Origin of the sequence: Falsiroseomonas sp. (genome assembly GCF_041690465.1) — a bacterium.
GTDB lineage: Bacteria > Pseudomonadota > Alphaproteobacteria > Acetobacterales > Acetobacteraceae > Falsiroseomonas.
Map to the genome: position 1 here is coordinate 21,248 of NZ_JAWLHG010000015.1, position 14,296 is coordinate 35,543.

At 73.3% G+C, this 14,296-nt stretch carries 13 protein-coding genes; 6 read left to right on the plus strand and 7 right to left on the minus strand.

Annotated features, from left to right (window positions below; translation table 11 throughout):
- Positions 1-94: 94 nt before the first annotated feature.
- The 4 genes from ACESM1_RS15845 to ACESM1_RS15860 all read right to left on the minus strand — a co-directional run bounded on the left by ACESM1_RS15845 (position 95) and on the right by ACESM1_RS15860 (position 4,377).
- Complete coding sequence (locus ACESM1_RS15845; RefSeq protein ID WP_372621625.1) at positions 95-898, minus strand: undecaprenyl-diphosphate phosphatase; 804 nt, start codon at positions 896-898, stop codon at positions 95-97.
- Positions 899-1,043: 145 nt separating this feature from the next.
- Entirely contained in the window at positions 1,044-2,129 is a 1,086-nt protein-coding gene (locus ACESM1_RS15850; protein ID WP_372621627.1) for a TRAP transporter substrate-binding protein, read from the minus strand.
- Between the two features lie 71 nt (positions 2,130-2,200).
- On the minus strand, positions 2,201-3,091 hold the full coding sequence (locus tag ACESM1_RS15855; protein WP_372621629.1) for a UDP-3-O-acyl-N-acetylglucosamine deacetylase: 891 nt from the start codon (positions 3,089-3,091) through the stop codon (positions 2,201-2,203).
- Complete coding sequence (locus ACESM1_RS15860) at positions 3,091-4,377, minus strand: RsmB/NOP family class I SAM-dependent RNA methyltransferase (RefSeq protein ID WP_372621630.1); 1,287 nt, start codon at positions 4,375-4,377, stop codon at positions 3,091-3,093. Before ACESM1_RS15860 ends, ACESM1_RS15855 begins: the two co-directional genes overlap by 1 nt.
- Positions 4,378-4,426: 49 nt before the next feature.
- On the opposite strand from ACESM1_RS15860, the gene ACESM1_RS15865 reads away from it, so the two are divergent.
- From ACESM1_RS15865 to ACESM1_RS15885, 5 genes are all read left to right on the plus strand, one after another.
- Positions 4,427-6,112 carry an ArnT family glycosyltransferase gene (locus tag ACESM1_RS15865; RefSeq protein WP_372621632.1) on the plus strand — a complete coding sequence of 562 codons (1,686 nt, stop codon included), beginning with the start codon at positions 4,427-4,429 and terminating at the stop codon, positions 6,110-6,112.
- 157 nt (positions 6,113-6,269) lie between these two features.
- A complete protein-coding gene (locus ACESM1_RS15870; RefSeq protein WP_372621634.1) occupies positions 6,270-6,875 on the plus strand; it encodes a DedA family protein in 606 nt (201 codons plus the stop codon).
- A 1-nt stretch (position 6,876) separates the two neighbouring features.
- Positions 6,877-7,497 (plus strand): glutathione S-transferase family protein, encoded by a 621-nt coding sequence (locus ACESM1_RS15875; protein WP_372621636.1) that lies wholly within the window; start codon positions 6,877-6,879, stop codon positions 7,495-7,497.
- A 124-nt stretch (positions 7,498-7,621) separates the two neighbouring features.
- Positions 7,622-9,004: an FAD-binding oxidoreductase gene (locus tag ACESM1_RS15880; RefSeq protein WP_372621638.1), complete on the plus strand. Its 1,383-nt coding sequence runs from the start codon at positions 7,622-7,624 to the stop codon at positions 9,002-9,004.
- 312 nt (positions 9,005-9,316) lie between these two features.
- The gene (locus ACESM1_RS15885; RefSeq protein ID WP_372621640.1) at positions 9,317-9,982 is read left to right on the plus strand and encodes an Ig-like domain-containing protein; all 666 of its coding nucleotides are present in this window, start codon (positions 9,317-9,319) and stop codon (positions 9,980-9,982) included.
- A gap of 62 nt (positions 9,983-10,044) precedes the next feature.
- Here ACESM1_RS15885 and ACESM1_RS15890 read toward each other — a convergent pair whose 3' ends face one another.
- The 3 genes from ACESM1_RS15890 to ACESM1_RS15900 are packed head-to-tail and all read right to left on the minus strand — an operon-like array spanning position 10,045 to position 13,117.
- The gene (locus ACESM1_RS15890; protein ID WP_372621641.1) at positions 10,045-10,242 is read right to left on the minus strand and encodes a cation transporter; all 198 of its coding nucleotides are present in this window, start codon (positions 10,240-10,242) and stop codon (positions 10,045-10,047) included.
- Positions 10,239-10,631 carry a Cu(I)-responsive transcriptional regulator gene (locus tag ACESM1_RS15895; protein WP_372621643.1) on the minus strand — a complete coding sequence of 131 codons (393 nt, stop codon included), beginning with the start codon at positions 10,629-10,631 and terminating at the stop codon, positions 10,239-10,241. The genes ACESM1_RS15890 and ACESM1_RS15895 overlap by 4 nt, the downstream gene beginning before the upstream one ends.
- A gap of 44 nt (positions 10,632-10,675) precedes the next feature.
- Positions 10,676-13,117: a heavy metal translocating P-type ATPase gene (locus ACESM1_RS15900; RefSeq protein WP_372621645.1), complete on the minus strand. Its 2,442-nt coding sequence runs from the start codon at positions 13,115-13,117 to the stop codon at positions 10,676-10,678.
- A gap of 163 nt (positions 13,118-13,280) precedes the next feature.
- Between ACESM1_RS15900 and ACESM1_RS15905 the strand changes: the two genes are divergently transcribed.
- Complete coding sequence (locus ACESM1_RS15905; RefSeq protein ID WP_372621647.1) at positions 13,281-14,294, plus strand: trypsin-like peptidase domain-containing protein; 1,014 nt, start codon at positions 13,281-13,283, stop codon at positions 14,292-14,294.
- Positions 14,295-14,296 lie beyond the last annotated feature (2 nt).

Sequence of the window (14,296 nt, forward strand, 5' to 3'; positions counted from 1 at the left end):
TCCTTGGCTTCGCCGCACTTGCGGCGGGCCGCATTCGCGGCCTCGGCATCGGTCTGAGACCGACGCCGCCAATATCAGGCCGCCGCGGGGCCGTTCAGCGGAGCGCCAGCACCACCAGCATGACGCTGCCCAGCGCGATGCGGTACCAGCCGAAGGGGGTGAAGCCGATGCGCGCGATCACCGACATCAGCCACCGCACCACCACCAGCGCGACGATGAAGGACACCACGAAGCCGACGCCGATCTGCGTCAGGCTGGAGAGATCGAGGTCGCGGCGCGCCTTCCACAGCGCATAGACCGTGGCGGCGAACATCGTCGGGATGGCGAGGATGAAGGAGAACTCGGCCGCCGTGCGCCGCTCCACGCCCACCAGCAGCGCGGTGATGATGGTGGCGCCGGAGCGCGAGGTGCCCGGGACCATCGCCAGCACCTGGCCGAAGCCGATCAGCAGCGCGGCGAGCGGGCCGATCTCCGGCACCGAGCGGATCGTCGGGCGCGGCCGCCAGCGCTCGATCGCGATGATCGCGACGCCGCCGGCGATCAGTGCGAAGCAGACCACATAGGGGTTCATCAGCATGGCCTGCACGGCGCCGTAGAAGGTGGCGCCGATCACCATCGCCGGCAGGAAGGCGAGCAGGATGTTCACCGCGTAGAAGCGCTCCGGCCCCGGGCGCCAGGCCTTCAGCGCGAGCTCGAGCAGCGTGCGCCAGAACACCACCACCACGGCGAGCACCGCGCCGAGCTGGATGGCGATCTTGAAGGTGACGCTGGCCGGTCCCTCGAAGCCGATCAGCACGCCGAGCAGGACCAGATGGCCCGTCGAGGAGATCGGCAGGAATTCCGTTGCGCCCTCCACGATGCCCATGAGCACGGCGGAGAGCAGGGCGTGGGCATCCATGGTCGGGCGTCGCTCCGGAAGGCGCCGCTGCTTACCCGGCTCCGGCGCGGATGACCACGCGGGTTGGCATGAAGAGCGGGAAAGGCGGCAGCCGCCGGGGGCGGTTCCCCCTCCTTCCGAACGTGCGGAGGAGGGGGAGGAGAGGTCAGCGCACCGTCTGGGCGGCGGTAAAGGCGAAGTTGTCGAAGCTGTTCTCCGACACGCGGAACCACTGGTAGGCGTCGGTGCGGAACCGCAGGTAGCTCTCCATGATCTTCCGGAACTTGGGGTTCTGGCCCATCAGCTCGGCGTTCAGCTCCTCGTTCGCCTTCCAGGCGGCCTCCAGCACCGGGCGCGGCCAGAAGCGCAGCTGCGCGCCGGCGGCGACCAGGCGGCGCAGCGCGGCCGGGTTCGCGGCATCGTAACGCGCCACCATCTCGGCATCGGCCTCGCCGCACGCGACCTCGAGGGCGGCCTTGTAGCTGTCGGGCAGGGCGGCGTGGGCGCGCTGGTTGGACATGAAGTGCAGTCGCGCGCCCGGCTCCCAGAAGCCCGGCGCGTAGTAGTAGCGGGCGACGCGCACGTAGTTGGCACGCAGATCGTCATGCGGGCCGACGAACTCGGCCGCGTCGATCACGCCGCGCTCCAGCGAGGGATAGATGTCGGCCGGCGCGATCAGCGTCGGCGACGCGCCGAGGCGGGTGAAGAGCTGGCCGGCGAGGCCGGTGATGCGGAACTTGAGGCCGCGCAACTGGTCCACCGAGGTGATCTCGTTGCGGAACCAGCCGCCCATCTGCGCGCCGGTGTCGCCGGCGGTGTGGGCGACGATGTTGTATTCGCGGAAGAACTCGTCGGCCAGCTCGTTGCCGCCGCCGAACTTGAACCAGGAGGTGAGCTGGCGGGTGGTCAGGCCGAAGGTCATCGCGGTGAAGGGCGCGAAGCCGACATCCTTGCCGATGAAGTAGTAGGAGGCGGTGTGGCCGGCCTCGATGGTGCCGGCCTGCACCGCGTCCAGCACCTGCAGGCCGCCGACGATCTCGCCGGCCGGGAAGGCCTGGATGCGGAACTTGCCGTCGGTCAGCTGCGCGACGCGCGCCGAGATGCGCTCCAGCGTGCCGAACAGGATGTCGAACACCCGGGGGAAGGAGGATTGCACGCGCCAGCGCACCTCCGGCAGGGCCTGGGCGAGGGCGGGGGTGGCGAGGGCGACCGGCGCGGTGGCGGCGGCGCCCATCAGGGCACGGCGGTTCATGTTGCGGAGTCCTCCCGGAACGACGTGGCTGCCACATCTACGGCAAGCGCCGGCAGGCGAAAAGACGGCTGTCAACCCTCCAGCGGCACCAGCGCGTCGGTCTGCGCCAGCAGGTGATGCAGGAAGGCCTGGTTCATCGCATGACTCGGGCGCCACGCCGTCACCTTCGCCAGCAGCGGCGCACCGAGCAGGGCGAGGTCGCCGAGCAGGTCGAGGGCGCGGTGGCGCACCGGCTCGGCCGGCAGCCGCGCGCCCCCCAGGATGCGCCCGCCGATCAGCGGCGCGGTGTTGGCGAACCCGGCGCCGCGCAGCGCCGGCCTTCGCGTCAGCCGCGCCAGCAGCGCGGCCGGCAGCGCCCAGCGCAAGCGGCCGAAGCTGCGCGCGGCGGCGAGTTCCGCGAGGAAGACCTCGCCGGCCGGCGCACCTGCCCAGTGCAGCCTGCCCCAGCCGGCAAGGTCGAGCGACACGTCGAAGTGCGGCGTTTCCGCCGGCTCGGCGCGGATAAGGCGGCCGTCGCGCGACAACTCCACCGGCCGGCGCAGCGCCAGGCGGCGGCGCGGCGCGTCGCCTTCGGCAACGCCGGCGGCGAGGATCAGCCGGCACCAGGGCAGCGCGCTGCCATCGAGGATCGGCACCTCCTCGCCTTCGAGCTCGGCGATCGCATCGTCCACGCCGAGGGCGGCGAGGGCGGCGAGCAGGTGTTCGGGCGTGCGCAGCAGGGCGCCGCCCGGCAGTTGCAGCGCGCTGCAGAAGGGGGCGATGCGCGCGGCGCGATGATCGGCCGCCACTTCGGCGCCGCCTGGCGTGCGGAATAGGATGCCGGTGCCGGGCGGTGCCGGGCGCAGCACCAGCCGCGCCGGCGTGCCGGTGACCAGCCCGATGCCGGCGGCGGGCGCGGTCGGGGTGGCGAGGGTGGCGCGGCGGGCCGGGTCGCGGGGCGGCACCGGCGGCAGCGCCCCCATCAGGGCTTCACGAAGCGCGCGGCGAAGAAGCCGTCCAGCCCGCCGCGTTCGGCCCACATGTCGGGCCGCGTGCGCAGCGTGCCGCGCGGGGTGAGCGCCGCGTCCAGGCCGGGCAGCTCCTCGGCGCGGATCGGGTCGGGACGCAGGCCGAGCGCGGCGGCGCGGGCGAGATGCGCCTCGCCCTCCTCCGGCTGCAGCGAGCAGGTGGCGAGCACCAGCCGCCCGCCGGGGCGCAGCAGCGTCGCCGCCTGCGACAGCAGCCGGGCCTGCGCCTCGGCCATCTGCGGCACGTCGGCGGCGCGCTTGAGGTGGGGGATGTCGGGATGGCGGCGGATGATGCCGGTCGCGGTGCAGGGCGCATCGAGCAGCACGGCATCGAAGCTCTCGCCGGGCGCCCAGGCGGCGGCATCGGCCTGCACCGTTTCGGCCTCGAGCTTCAGCCGGGCCAGGTTCTCCCGCAGGCGGCCGAGGCGGCGCGGATCGCGCTCCACCGCCACCACCTGCGCGCCGGCGGCGGCGAGCTGCGCGGTCTTGCCGCCCGGCGCGGCGCAGAGATCGGCGATGCGCTCGCCTTGCCGGGCGCCGAGCAGCCGCGCGGGCAGGGCGGCGGCGGCGTCCTGCACCCAGAAGGCGCCCTCGGCGAAGCCGGGCAGGTCGGCCACGCGGGTGCCTTCGGGCAGGCGGGCGGTGCCGGTGGGCAGGATCTCCGCGCCCTCCGGCGGCGCGGCGCCGGGGGCGAGGGTGAGGTCGAGCGGCACCGGGCGCTGGTGCGCACGGGCGATGTCGCGCACGGCCTCGCCATAGGCCGCGTGCCAGGCACTCCAGAGCCAGGGCGGCGTGTCCAGCCGCTCGGAATCCAGCGCCGCCAGCGCGGCCTGGCCTTCGGTGGCCACCTTGCGCAGCACGGCGTTGACCAGGCCGGCGAAGGGGCGCGGCACCACGGCGACGGTGGCGGCGACGGCGGCATGGGCGGGGGTGCCGAGCAGCAGCAGCTCCGCCGCGCCCGCACGCAGCGCGGCGCGCACCACCGGCGGCGGCTCCCGGTGCAGGAAGGGCTCCAGCACGGCGTCCAGGCTGCCGGCGCGGCGCAGCACGGCGGCGGCGATGCGGTGCGCCGCGGCGCGGTCGCGCGGGGCGAGCTGGGCGGGGAGGGCGTCCAGCGCCTCCTCCAGCGGCCGTCGGCGCTGCATCACGGCTTCGAGCAGCGCCAGCGCCGCGCTGCGGGCGGGGGCGCCGGCGGCCGGCGCGGCGGCGGGCCGGGCTTGTCGTCTCGGCTGTTCGGGCATGTAGCGGGGTTTATGGTCCCCCCGGCGGGGGCGTGCTAGGGGCGCCGCGATGCAGCGCGCCCGCGAGTTCCTGGACAGGCTGCCGGAGACGCGGCGCCCGCATCTCTGGCTCGTCCTGCTGTGCCTGGCGCTCTGGCTGCCGGGATTCCGCAGCATCCCCGCCGGCGACCGCGACGAAAGCCGCTTCGCCCAGGCCAGCCGGCAGATGGTCGAGAGCGGCAACTATGTCCGCATCCAGCTCGGCGAGGTGGAGCGCAACAAGAAGCCGGCCGGCATCCACTGGGCGCAGGCCGCCTCGGTCCATGCGCTGGAGACGCTCGGCATCCATTCGGAGGCGCGCGACCGCATCTGGGCCTATCGGCTGCCGTCGCTGGCGGGCGCGATCCTGGCGGTGCTGGCGACCTTCCAGTTCGGCCGTGCATTGGTGGGCCGGCGCGCGGCCTTCCTCGGCGCGGCGCTGCTCGCCTCCTGCTTCGTGCTGGCGATGGAGACGCATATCGCCAAGACCGATGCCGCGCTGCTCGGCACGGTGACGATCGCGATGGGGCTCATGGGGCGGGCCTATCTCAACCCGGCGGCCTTCGGCGCGGGCCAGGCGGCCGGGTTCTGGCTGGTGCTCGGCGCCTCGGTGCTGCTGAAGGGGCCGGTGGGGCCGGCGGTGCCGCTGCTGGCGGGGATCACGCTGGCGGTCGCGGACAAGGCCTGGCGCAACCGCGCCGGCTGGCTGCGCGCGCTGCGGCCGGGCTGGGGCATTCCGCTGATGGCGCTGGCCGCCGCACCCTGGTTCGTCGCGGTGACCATCGCCACCGAGGGGCGCTTCCTGGCCGAGGCGGTCGGCGGCGACATGCTGAGCAAGGTCGGCGGCGCCGACGAGAACCATTGGGGGCCGCCGGGCTACTACGTCGCGACCTTCGGCGTCGCTGCCTTCCCCGCCGCCTTACTGGTGCTGCGCGCACTGCCGCAGGCCTGGGCGGAGCGGCTGCAGCCCTCCACCCGCTTCCTGCTGGCCTGGGCGGTGCCGATCTGGCTGCTGTTCGAGGCGGTGACGACCAAGCTGCCGCACTACACCCTGCCGGCCTTCCCGGCGCTGATGCTGCTGGCGGCGCATTGGGCGATGGACCCGCTGCGGCAGGAGCCGCCGCGCTGGCTGCGCTGGCTTTCGGTGTTCGGGCTGGTCGCCGCGGCGGCGGGGCTGGCGGCGGCGGCGGCGCTGCTGCCCTTCCTGGCCGATGGGCGGATCTCGCCGGTGGCGACGCTCGGCGTGCCGGTGGCGGCGGCGCTGGTGGTGTTCGTGCTGCGGGCGCTGCGCGAGGGGGCGCCGGCGCGCGCGGGGCTGCTGGCGGTGGCGCTGGCGGTGCCGCTGAACTGGGTGGTGCTGGAGGGTGTGCTGCCGCGCCTGGTCTCGCCCTGGATCTCGCCGCGGCTGGCGGAGCTGGTGCGGCAGACGCAGCCGGGCCTGCCGGATGAGCGGTTCGGCGTGGTGGGCTATCACGAGCCGTCGCTGCAGTTCGCGATGGGCGGCGGCATAAGGCTGCTGACCGATGGCCCCGCCGCGGCGGCCTTCCTGGCCGCGGCGCCGGGGCGGCTGGCGGCGGTGGACGACCGGCAGGAAGCGGCGTTCCGGGCGGCGGCGGCGGAGCGCGGGCTGGTGCTCCGCGAGCATGGCACGGTCACCGGCTTCAACTATTCCCGCGGCCGCCGTGTCGCGATCAGCCTTTACGGAGTGGACGGATGAACGCTTCGGCGCCGAAGACCAGCAGGCGGCCTGCGCCTTTGCGCAGGCCGAGCGGCCGAATGGCCGCGGCGCCAGGTGGCGCGCAGCCAAGGCCGCGGAGCGGGCGCGTCACGCCGCAGGCGTGCCTTCGGCACGACGCGCTTGAGGGCACCGAAACATGATCGAGTGGGTGACGGACATCGTCGCCGCGGGCGGCTGGCCCGGCGTGATGGCGCTGATGTTCCTGGAGAACCTGTTCCCGCCGATCCCCTCGGAGGTGATCATGCCGCTGGCCGGCTTCGCCGCCGCGCGCGGGCAGATGAACTTCACGCTGGCGATCCTGGCGGGCGTGGCGGGCACGCTGCTCGGCAACGCCTTCTGGTACGAGCTTGCGCGCGCCATCGGCTCGGCGCGCATCCGGCCGCTCTTCGCGCGCTACGGGCGCTGGTTCGCGGTGGACGCGGATGATTTCGACAAGGCCGAGCGGACGCTGCGCAAATACGGCCCGGTGGCGCTGTTCTTCGGCCGGCTGCTGCCGGCGATCCGCACGCTGATCTCGATCCCGGCGGGGCTCGCGCATATCCCGCGCCCTGTCTTCTATCTCTGGACCGGGCTCGGCAGCGCGGTGTGGATCCTGTCCCTCGCCAGCGCCGGCTACTGGATGGAGGACCATTACGACCAGGTCGAGGGCTGGCTGGAGCCGCTCTCCTACGTCGTGGTCGGCGGCATCCTCGCCACCTATTTCTGGCACATCTGGTCGACGCGGGTGCGCAGGCGGGGCTGAGATGCGGCGCTTCTACGGCTGGGCCACGCCCAATTCGCACCGCGTCGCGATCATGCTGGAGGAGCTCGGCCTGCCCTACGAGGTGCGGCCGGTGAACATCCGTGCGCGCGAGCAGTTCGCGCCGGAGGTCCTCGCGCTCAACCCCTATGGCAAGGTGCCGATCCTGGTGGAGGACGATGCGCCGCCTCTGTTCGAGAGCGGCGCGATCCTGCTGCACCTGGCCGAGACGCATCGCCGCTTCCTGCCGGACGCCGGCCCGGCGCGCGCCGAGACGCTGGCCTGGCTGATGCTGGCGCTGACCTCGCTCGGCCCCTTCACCGGCCAGGCGCATCACTGGACGGAGCTCGCGCCCGAGAAGCCGGAGGCGGCGCGGCGGCACAGCATCGGGCTGGTGGAGCGCGTGTACCGCCTGCTCGATGCGCGGTTGGAAGGGCGGGATGTCCTCGCCGGCGATGCCTATTCGGTTGCCGACATCGCCGCCTATCCCTGGGTCGCGAAGCATGGCTGGGCGGAGATGCGGCTGGAGGAGTTCCCCAACCTCGCCCGCTGGTTCGCCGCCATTGGCGCGCGGCCGGCGGTGATGCGCGGCATGCGCGTGCCGGAAGGCGCGAGGCTGGAATAGGCCGCGTCGCGATCGCGCGAACGCGACCGGAGGACGCCACCAGGGCGTTGCGGCGCCCTGCCCGAGAGGCGCACAGTCCCGGCAACCCATCATGTCCAGCAGTCCCTTTGGAACGGAGGACGGCATGAGTGACGATGCGGTTGCGACCCTGAGGACGATGCTGCGTGGAGAGGTCATCGGCCGGCGCGACCCCGGCTATGACGAGGCGCGCGCGCTCTACAACGGCATGTTCGACAAGCGCCCGCTGGCCGTGGCGCGATGCGCCGACGTCGCCGACGTCATCGCCGCGGTGAACCACGCCCGCGAGGCCGGGCTCGACATCGCGGTGCGCGGCGGCGGCCACAACGGGGCGGGCCTCGGCAGCGTGGACGACGGGCTGGTGATCGACCTGTCCCGCATGCGCGGGCTGCGCGTGGACCCGCAGGCGCGCACCGCGCGCGTGGAGGCCGGCTGCACGCAGGGCGACGTGGACCACGCCACCCACGCCTTCGGCCTCGCCGTGCCGGCCGGCATCATCTCCACCACCGGGATCGCCGGGCTGACGCTGAGCGGCGGGCATGGCTATCTCTCGCGCAAATACGGGCTGACCATCGACAACCTGCTCGAGGCCGATGTCGTGCTCGCCGATGGCCGGATGGTCGTCGCCAGCCCGGAGCGGAACGAGGACCTGTTCTGGGCGCTGCGCGGCGGCGGCGGCAATTTCGGCGTCGTCACCAGCTTCCTCTTCCGCCTGCATCCGGTGAGCACCGTCTTTGCCGGCCCGATCGCCTGGGACCAGGCGCATGCGCGCGAGGTGATGCGCGCCTACCGCGACGCCCTGCCGAAGATGCCGGAGGAGCTCGGCGTCTTCCTCGGGCTGAAGACGGTGCCCTCCACGGCGCCCTTCCCGGAGCCGCTCTGGGGCAAGCGCATCTGCCTGCTGATGTGCTGCTACGCCGGCGAGGAGAGCGAGGGCCGCAAGGCGATGCAGCCGCTGCTGGAGCAACTGCCGGAGCCCTGGTTCAACTGGATGGGCGCCATGCCCTATCCCGCGCTGCAGGCCATGTTCGACCCGCTGATGCCGAAAGGAATGCAGTGGTACTGGCGCGGCGATTTCGTGCGCTCGCTCTCCGACGAGGCGATCGAGGCGCATCTCGACAGTGCGGCGCGCACGCCGAGCGAGCTGTCGCTGATGCATCTCTATCCGATCGACGGCGCGGTGCAGCGCGTAGCGAACGACGCGACGGCCTGGAACTGCCGCGACGCGACCTGGTCCATGGTGATCGCGGGGATCGACCCGAACCCGCAGATGGCGGGGCAGGTCACGCGCTGGGCGAAGTCCTACTGGGATGCCGTGCACCCCTTCGACCTCGACGGCGCCTATACCAACTTCATGATGGAGGACGAAGGCGAGGCACGCGTCAGGGCCGCCTTCGGGGAGAACTACGGGCGGCTCGCCGAGGTGAAGAAGCGCTACGACCCGGCGAACCTTTTCCACGTGAACCACAACATCCGCCCCGCGGCCTGAGACGCCGCCGAGCAGGGCGCGCCCGTCAACAGCGACGACGGGCGCGCGGCGGGCGCCGCCGGCAGCAGCCCCGGGACGGCGCCGCGGCGGGCGAGGGCAATGGCTGCCATCCTCGTGGCTCCTTGCAGGCTGCGTGGCCCCTTGCCGCTTCGCCGGCACGGCGCGGGCGGTTACGGCACCCGCCACGGACGGGCCGGCCCCGCCTCATTTGCTGCTCCCGAAATGGTTTCTTGAGATACGGCGCAGAATTGCTCACATTGTCTGGAGCGCACCGAACAAGGTGCGGTTTGGCTAGTGACGGAGCTGTGCAGAATGCCGGTGAAATCTCGCAAATCGACCCTGCTGGTGCAGGGCGCCGCCAGCGAGGAGGTGAACGGGGCGCCAGTGGCCCTCCCCGATTTCTACTGCGTGCCGGCGGGGGACATCCTGGTGGGCCTCGGCTACGGCGTGCTGGCCAACGACACCGACCCGGACGGCGACCTGCTGCGGCCGCTGCTCGTCTCCGGCACGTCGAACGGGGCGCTCGACCTCGATCTGCTCGGCGGCTTCTCCTACGCGCCCGACAGGGGCTTCGCGGGAGTGGACAGCTTCGTCTACCAGGCCTTCGACGGCGAGCTGGCCTCTGCGCCGGTGACCGTGGAAATCGAGGTGCAGCGGCTCGAGGTGGTCGGCACGCAGGGCTACGACAGGCTCATCGGCACGGCGCATGCCGAGCTGTTCCGCCCGCTCGGCGGGGTGGTCGACACGCTGCGGCTCGGCGGCGGGATGGACATCATCGCCTTGGGCGACGAAACCGCGAACGGGCGGCGCGAGATCACGCGCATCCTCGATTTCGGGGCGGACGACATGCTGGACCTCGGCGGCGCCTCGATCGTCGCCTGGCGCGACACCGGCTCCTGGCTGGTGCTGCGGCTGGATGGCGATGGCGACATCGTCAGGCTGAAGGGCTTGGACTACGCCGACCTGATCCTGGCCTGACGGCGCCGCGCCTCCAGGCGGCGAACCTTCCTGCGCCGCCTGGCGGCGACCCTCCCGCGCCGTCAGGCGGCGACCTTGTAGCCTTCCTCCTCGACCGCCGCGGCGACCTCGGCGCGCGGCAGGGTGGTGTCGGCGCGCACCAGGCCCTCGGCCAGCACGACCTCGACCTTCGCGGCGGGGTCCTTGGCGCGGATCGCCTCGGTCACCGCCTTCACGCAATGGCCGCAGGTCATGCCCGCAACCTTCAGTTCCATCGTCATGCCGTCTTCCCTTCAAGCTCGGTGAGGATCGGGCAGTCTGGCCGATCGTCACCCGCGCAATGCTGCGCCAGATGCCGCAGGCTGCTCGCCATGGCGTTGAGCGACGCGGCCTTCGCCTCCAGCGCCTCGACATGGCCGAGGGCGAGGTGCTTCACCTCGGCGCTCGCCCGCGTGCGGTCGCGCCAGAGCGCGAGCAGCCTGCGGATGTCCTCGAGCGGGAAGGCCAGGTCGCGAGCATGGCGGATGAAGCGCAGCACGGCCACGTCCTGCGCGCCATAGCTGCGATAGCCGTTGGCACGGCGTTCCGCCTCGATCAGCCCGATCGCTTCGTAGTGCCGGATCATCTTCGCCGAGACGCCGGAACGCGCGGCCGCTTCGCCGATGGTCATGCCGCGTCCCGTCGGATGCGATCCTGGCCTGCGGTGCTCGCCCGCTACCGTGGGCTCCGCGCTCCGCCCATCGCATGCTTCGGCCGCCACCGCGCCAGCAGCAGCGCGTTCCCCACCACGCAGACCGACGACATCGCCATGGCCGCCCCCGCCAGCATCGGCGAGAGAAAGCCGAGCGCCGCCAGGGGCAGCCCCAGCAGGTTGTAAGCGAATGCCCATGCCAGATTTCCCTTCACCTTGCCGTAGGTCCGCCGGGTGACGTCGAGCGCCGCCGGCACCAGGCCCGGATCGCCGCGCATCAGCGTCACGCCCGAAGCGGCGATCGCCACATCCGTGCCGGTGCCCATGGCGATGCCGAGATCGGCCGCCGCCAGCGCCGGCGCGTCGTTCACCCCGTCGCCCACCATGGCGACGCGGGCCCCTTCCTGCTTCCACGCCGCGACCTGCGCAGCCTTGTCCGCCGGCAGGATCTCGGCGGCGACCCGCGTGATGCCGAGCCGCGCCGCGGCGGCCTTCGCCGCGGGAGCGATGTCGCCGGAGAGCATCGCGACCTCGACACCCATCGCGCGCAGCGCCGCCACGGCTTCCGCCGCGCGCGGCTTCTCCGAATCCTCGAAGGCGAGACCGGCGAGGACGCGATGCGCCGTCACGTCCACCAGCCAGGCGAGCGTGCGGCCCTGCCCCGCCTCGGCCTCCGCCAGCGCGGCGAGCGGGCCGGGCTCGGCGCCGGATTCCGCCAGCAGGCGCGGGCTGCCGAGGGCCAGGCGACGACCGCCGACGCTGCCCTCGACGCCGCGGCCGGGCAGGGCGCGGAAATTCTCCACCGCGGCCGGCGCGGCGCCATGGGCCGAGAGCACCGCCCTGGCCAGCGGATGCTCGCTGCCGGCCTGCAGCGCGGCGGCGAGCGCCAGCGCCTCGGCGGCGTCCATGCCCTCGGCCGGGTGCAGCGCGGCCAGCCGCGGGCGGCCTTCGGTCAGCGTGCCGGTCTTGTCGAAGGCGACCAGGTCCACCGACTTGGCGCGCTCGATCGCCTCGGCGTCGCGGATCAGGATGCCGGCGCGCGCGGCCGCACCGGTGCCGGCCATGATGGCGGCGGGCGTGGCGAGGCCGAGCGCGCAGGGGCAGGCGATGACCAGCACGGCGACGGCATGCAGGACAGCCTCCTCGACGCCCACGCCGGCGAGCAGCCAGCCGAACAGCGTGAGCGCGGCGAGCCCGACCACCACGGGGACGAAGACGGCGCTGACGCGGTCCACCAGCTTCTGCACCGGCGCGCGGCTGGCCTGCGCGGCGGAGACCAGCGCGGCCACGCGGGCCAGCGTGGTGTCGCCGCCGACCGCGGTGGCGCGCAGCACGAGCCGCCCGTCCAGCACCACCGTGCCGGTCGAGACCTTGGCGCCGGGTGCCTTCTCGACCGGGCGGGATTCGCCGGTCAGCGCGCTTTCGTCCACGCCGGCCTCGCCGGTCTCGACCTCGCCATCCACCGGGATGCGCTCGCCGGGGCGGATGGCGACGCGGTCGCCGACCACCAGCGCGGCGGCGGGAATCTCATGCTCGGTGCCGTCGGCATCCAGGCGATGCGCGTTGCGCGGGCGCAGCGCCAGCAGCGCACGGATGGCGGCACCCGTGCCGCGCTTGGCGCGCGCCTCGAGCCATTTGCCGAGCAGCACGAAGAACAGCACGACAACGGCCGCTTCGAAGTAGAGGCCGTGCGGGTGGTGCGTGCCTTGCCGCCACATCACCCAGAGCGAGAGCAGGAAGGCGGACCCGGTGCCCATCGAGACCAGCAGGTCCATGTTGCCGGTGCCGTCGCGCAGCGCCGCCCAGCCGGCGCGGGCGAAGCGCGGGTAGAACCAGGCGAACATCGCCGCGGCCAGCGCCAGCTGCACCCAGGCGCCGGGCATCCAGTCCAGCCCGAAGGGCATGCCGAGCATGCCGACGAGGAAGGGCGCGGTCAGCGCGCCGGCCAGCGCCAGCTCCCGCCCCTGGCGGGCGAGGCGGCGGTTGGCGGCCTCCTCCTCGGCTTCCGCGTCGTCGGGGATGGCGGCGAGGCGGTAGCCCGCCTTGGCCAGCGCCGCGGCCAGCGCGGCATCCTCCACGCCGGCGAGCATGCGCAGCGTGGCGCGCTCGGCGGCCAGGTTGACGTTCACCGAGAGCACGCCGGGCACCTTGGCCAGCGCGCGCTCCACCCGCCCAGCGCAGGAGGCGCAGGTCATGCCCTCGATGCCGATGCTGCGTTCCGTCTCCGGCACGGCGTAGCCGGCGGCGCGGATGGCGGCGGCGAGCTCGGCCGGCGTCGCGGTGCCGGTGACGTCGGCGCGCTCGGAGGCGAGGTTCACATGCGCCTCCGCCACGCCGGGCAGCTTGCGCAGCGCACGCTCGACGCGGCCGACGCAGGAGGCGCAGGTCATCCCCTCCACGGGCAGGGAGAGGTGGGGCGCGGTGGCGAGCGGTGCCTCGGGCATCGCGGTGGGGTTCGGTTCCATGTCCGGCAATATCGGGTTTCCCACAATGGGAAGGTCAACGCCCGATCCTGCGGCCTGATGCAACCCTGCCCTGCCCGGAAGGCGTGCACCTTGATCTGGCGCAGGTTCGCGAACGGAAGGTGGCCCCGTTGACGCGGCGAAGCGGGCCCGCGACATCACGGCCATGCGAGCCACCCTGCTGCCCTCCCTGGCCCTGCTCCTCGGCCTGGCCCTGCCGCTGGCCGCCCAGACGCCGGCGCCGCCGGACGGGCCGGTGCGGATCGTCAACCGCACGGGGGCGCCGGCGACGGCGCTGCATGCGGTGCGCAGCGGGCGGACGGATTGGGGCTCGAACCTGCTGAACCGCGGGCCGCTGCCCTCCGGCTCGGCGTTCAACATGCGGGTGAACCCCGAAGCGGGTTGCCGCTTCGACATCCGTCTTGTGCTGGGCGACGGGCGGGAGAGCATCGCACGCGATCGCGACATCTGCGCCGAGCCGCGGGTGGAACTCGCCACCGCCGCCGCCCCGGCGCCGGCCGCGCCGGCGGTGGCGCAGGCACGGCCAAACCCGAATGCACGGCGGGTCTCCTCCGGGACCGGCTTCGTGGTGGCGCCGGACCGGGTGCTGACCAACCAGCATGTGGTGGCCGGCTGCGACCGGATCATCGCCCGCACGCCGGATGGCCGCTGGCTGGCGGCGGTGCCGCCGGCGCGGGTGGATGCGGCGCTGGACCTCGCGGTGCTGAGCATCCCGGGCAATCCGGGCCCCGTGCTGCCGTTCCGCACCGCGCCGGCGGTGCGGCGCGGCGAGAGCGTGGTGGCCTATGGCTTCCCGCTGGCCGGGCTGCTCTCGGCCGATCCGAAGCTGACGCGGGGCGAGATCAACGCCCTCGGCGGCATCCGCAACGACCAAGCCAACTTCCAGATCAGCGCGGAGGTGCAGCCCGGCAATTCCGGCGGCCCGCTGCTCGACATGCAGGGGAACGTGGTCGGGGTGGTGGTGGCGAAGCTCGACAGCAGCCGCGTGCAGAACGTGGACAACGTGAACTTCGCGGTGAAGGGCGAGGCCGCGCAGGCCTTCCTCGGCCGCGCCGGCGTGGCGTTCCGCGGCGCCGAGAGCCGTGGGCCGGACCGCAGCGCGGCAGATGTGGGCGAGGTCGCGCATCGCAGCACACTGATGATCCGCTGCGAGCGGTAGGG

Coding starts and splice junctions, on each gene's coding strand:
- ACESM1_RS15845 (WP_372621625.1), bottom strand. CDS start 898: ATGGATGCCCACGCCCTGCTCTCCGCCGTGCTCATGGGCATCGTGGAG.
- ACESM1_RS15850 (WP_372621627.1), bottom strand. CDS start 2,129: ATGAACCGCCGTGCCCTGATGGGCGCCGCCGCCACCGCGCCGGTCGCC.
- ACESM1_RS15855 (WP_372621629.1), bottom strand. CDS start 3,091: ATGGGGGCGCTGCCGCCGGTGCCGCCCCGCGACCCGGCCCGCCGCGCC.
- ACESM1_RS15860 (WP_372621630.1), bottom strand. CDS start 4,377: ATGCCCGAACAGCCGAGACGACAAGCCCGGCCCGCCGCCGCGCCGGCC.
- ACESM1_RS15865 (WP_372621632.1), top strand. CDS start 4,427: ATGCAGCGCGCCCGCGAGTTCCTGGACAGGCTGCCGGAGACGCGGCGC.
- ACESM1_RS15870 (WP_372621634.1), top strand. CDS start 6,270: ATGATCGAGTGGGTGACGGACATCGTCGCCGCGGGCGGCTGGCCCGGC.
- ACESM1_RS15875 (WP_372621636.1), top strand. CDS start 6,877: ATGCGGCGCTTCTACGGCTGGGCCACGCCCAATTCGCACCGCGTCGCG.
- ACESM1_RS15880 (WP_372621638.1), top strand. CDS start 7,622: ATGAGTGACGATGCGGTTGCGACCCTGAGGACGATGCTGCGTGGAGAG.
- ACESM1_RS15885 (WP_372621640.1), top strand. CDS start 9,317: ATGCCGGTGAAATCTCGCAAATCGACCCTGCTGGTGCAGGGCGCCGCC.
- ACESM1_RS15890 (WP_372621641.1), bottom strand. CDS start 10,242: ATGACGATGGAACTGAAGGTTGCGGGCATGACCTGCGGCCATTGCGTG.
- ACESM1_RS15895 (WP_372621643.1), bottom strand. CDS start 10,631: ATGACCATCGGCGAAGCGGCCGCGCGTTCCGGCGTCTCGGCGAAGATG.
- ACESM1_RS15900 (WP_372621645.1), bottom strand. CDS start 13,117: ATGGAACCGAACCCCACCGCGATGCCCGAGGCACCGCTCGCCACCGCG.
- ACESM1_RS15905 (WP_372621647.1), top strand. CDS start 13,281: ATGCGAGCCACCCTGCTGCCCTCCCTGGCCCTGCTCCTCGGCCTGGCC.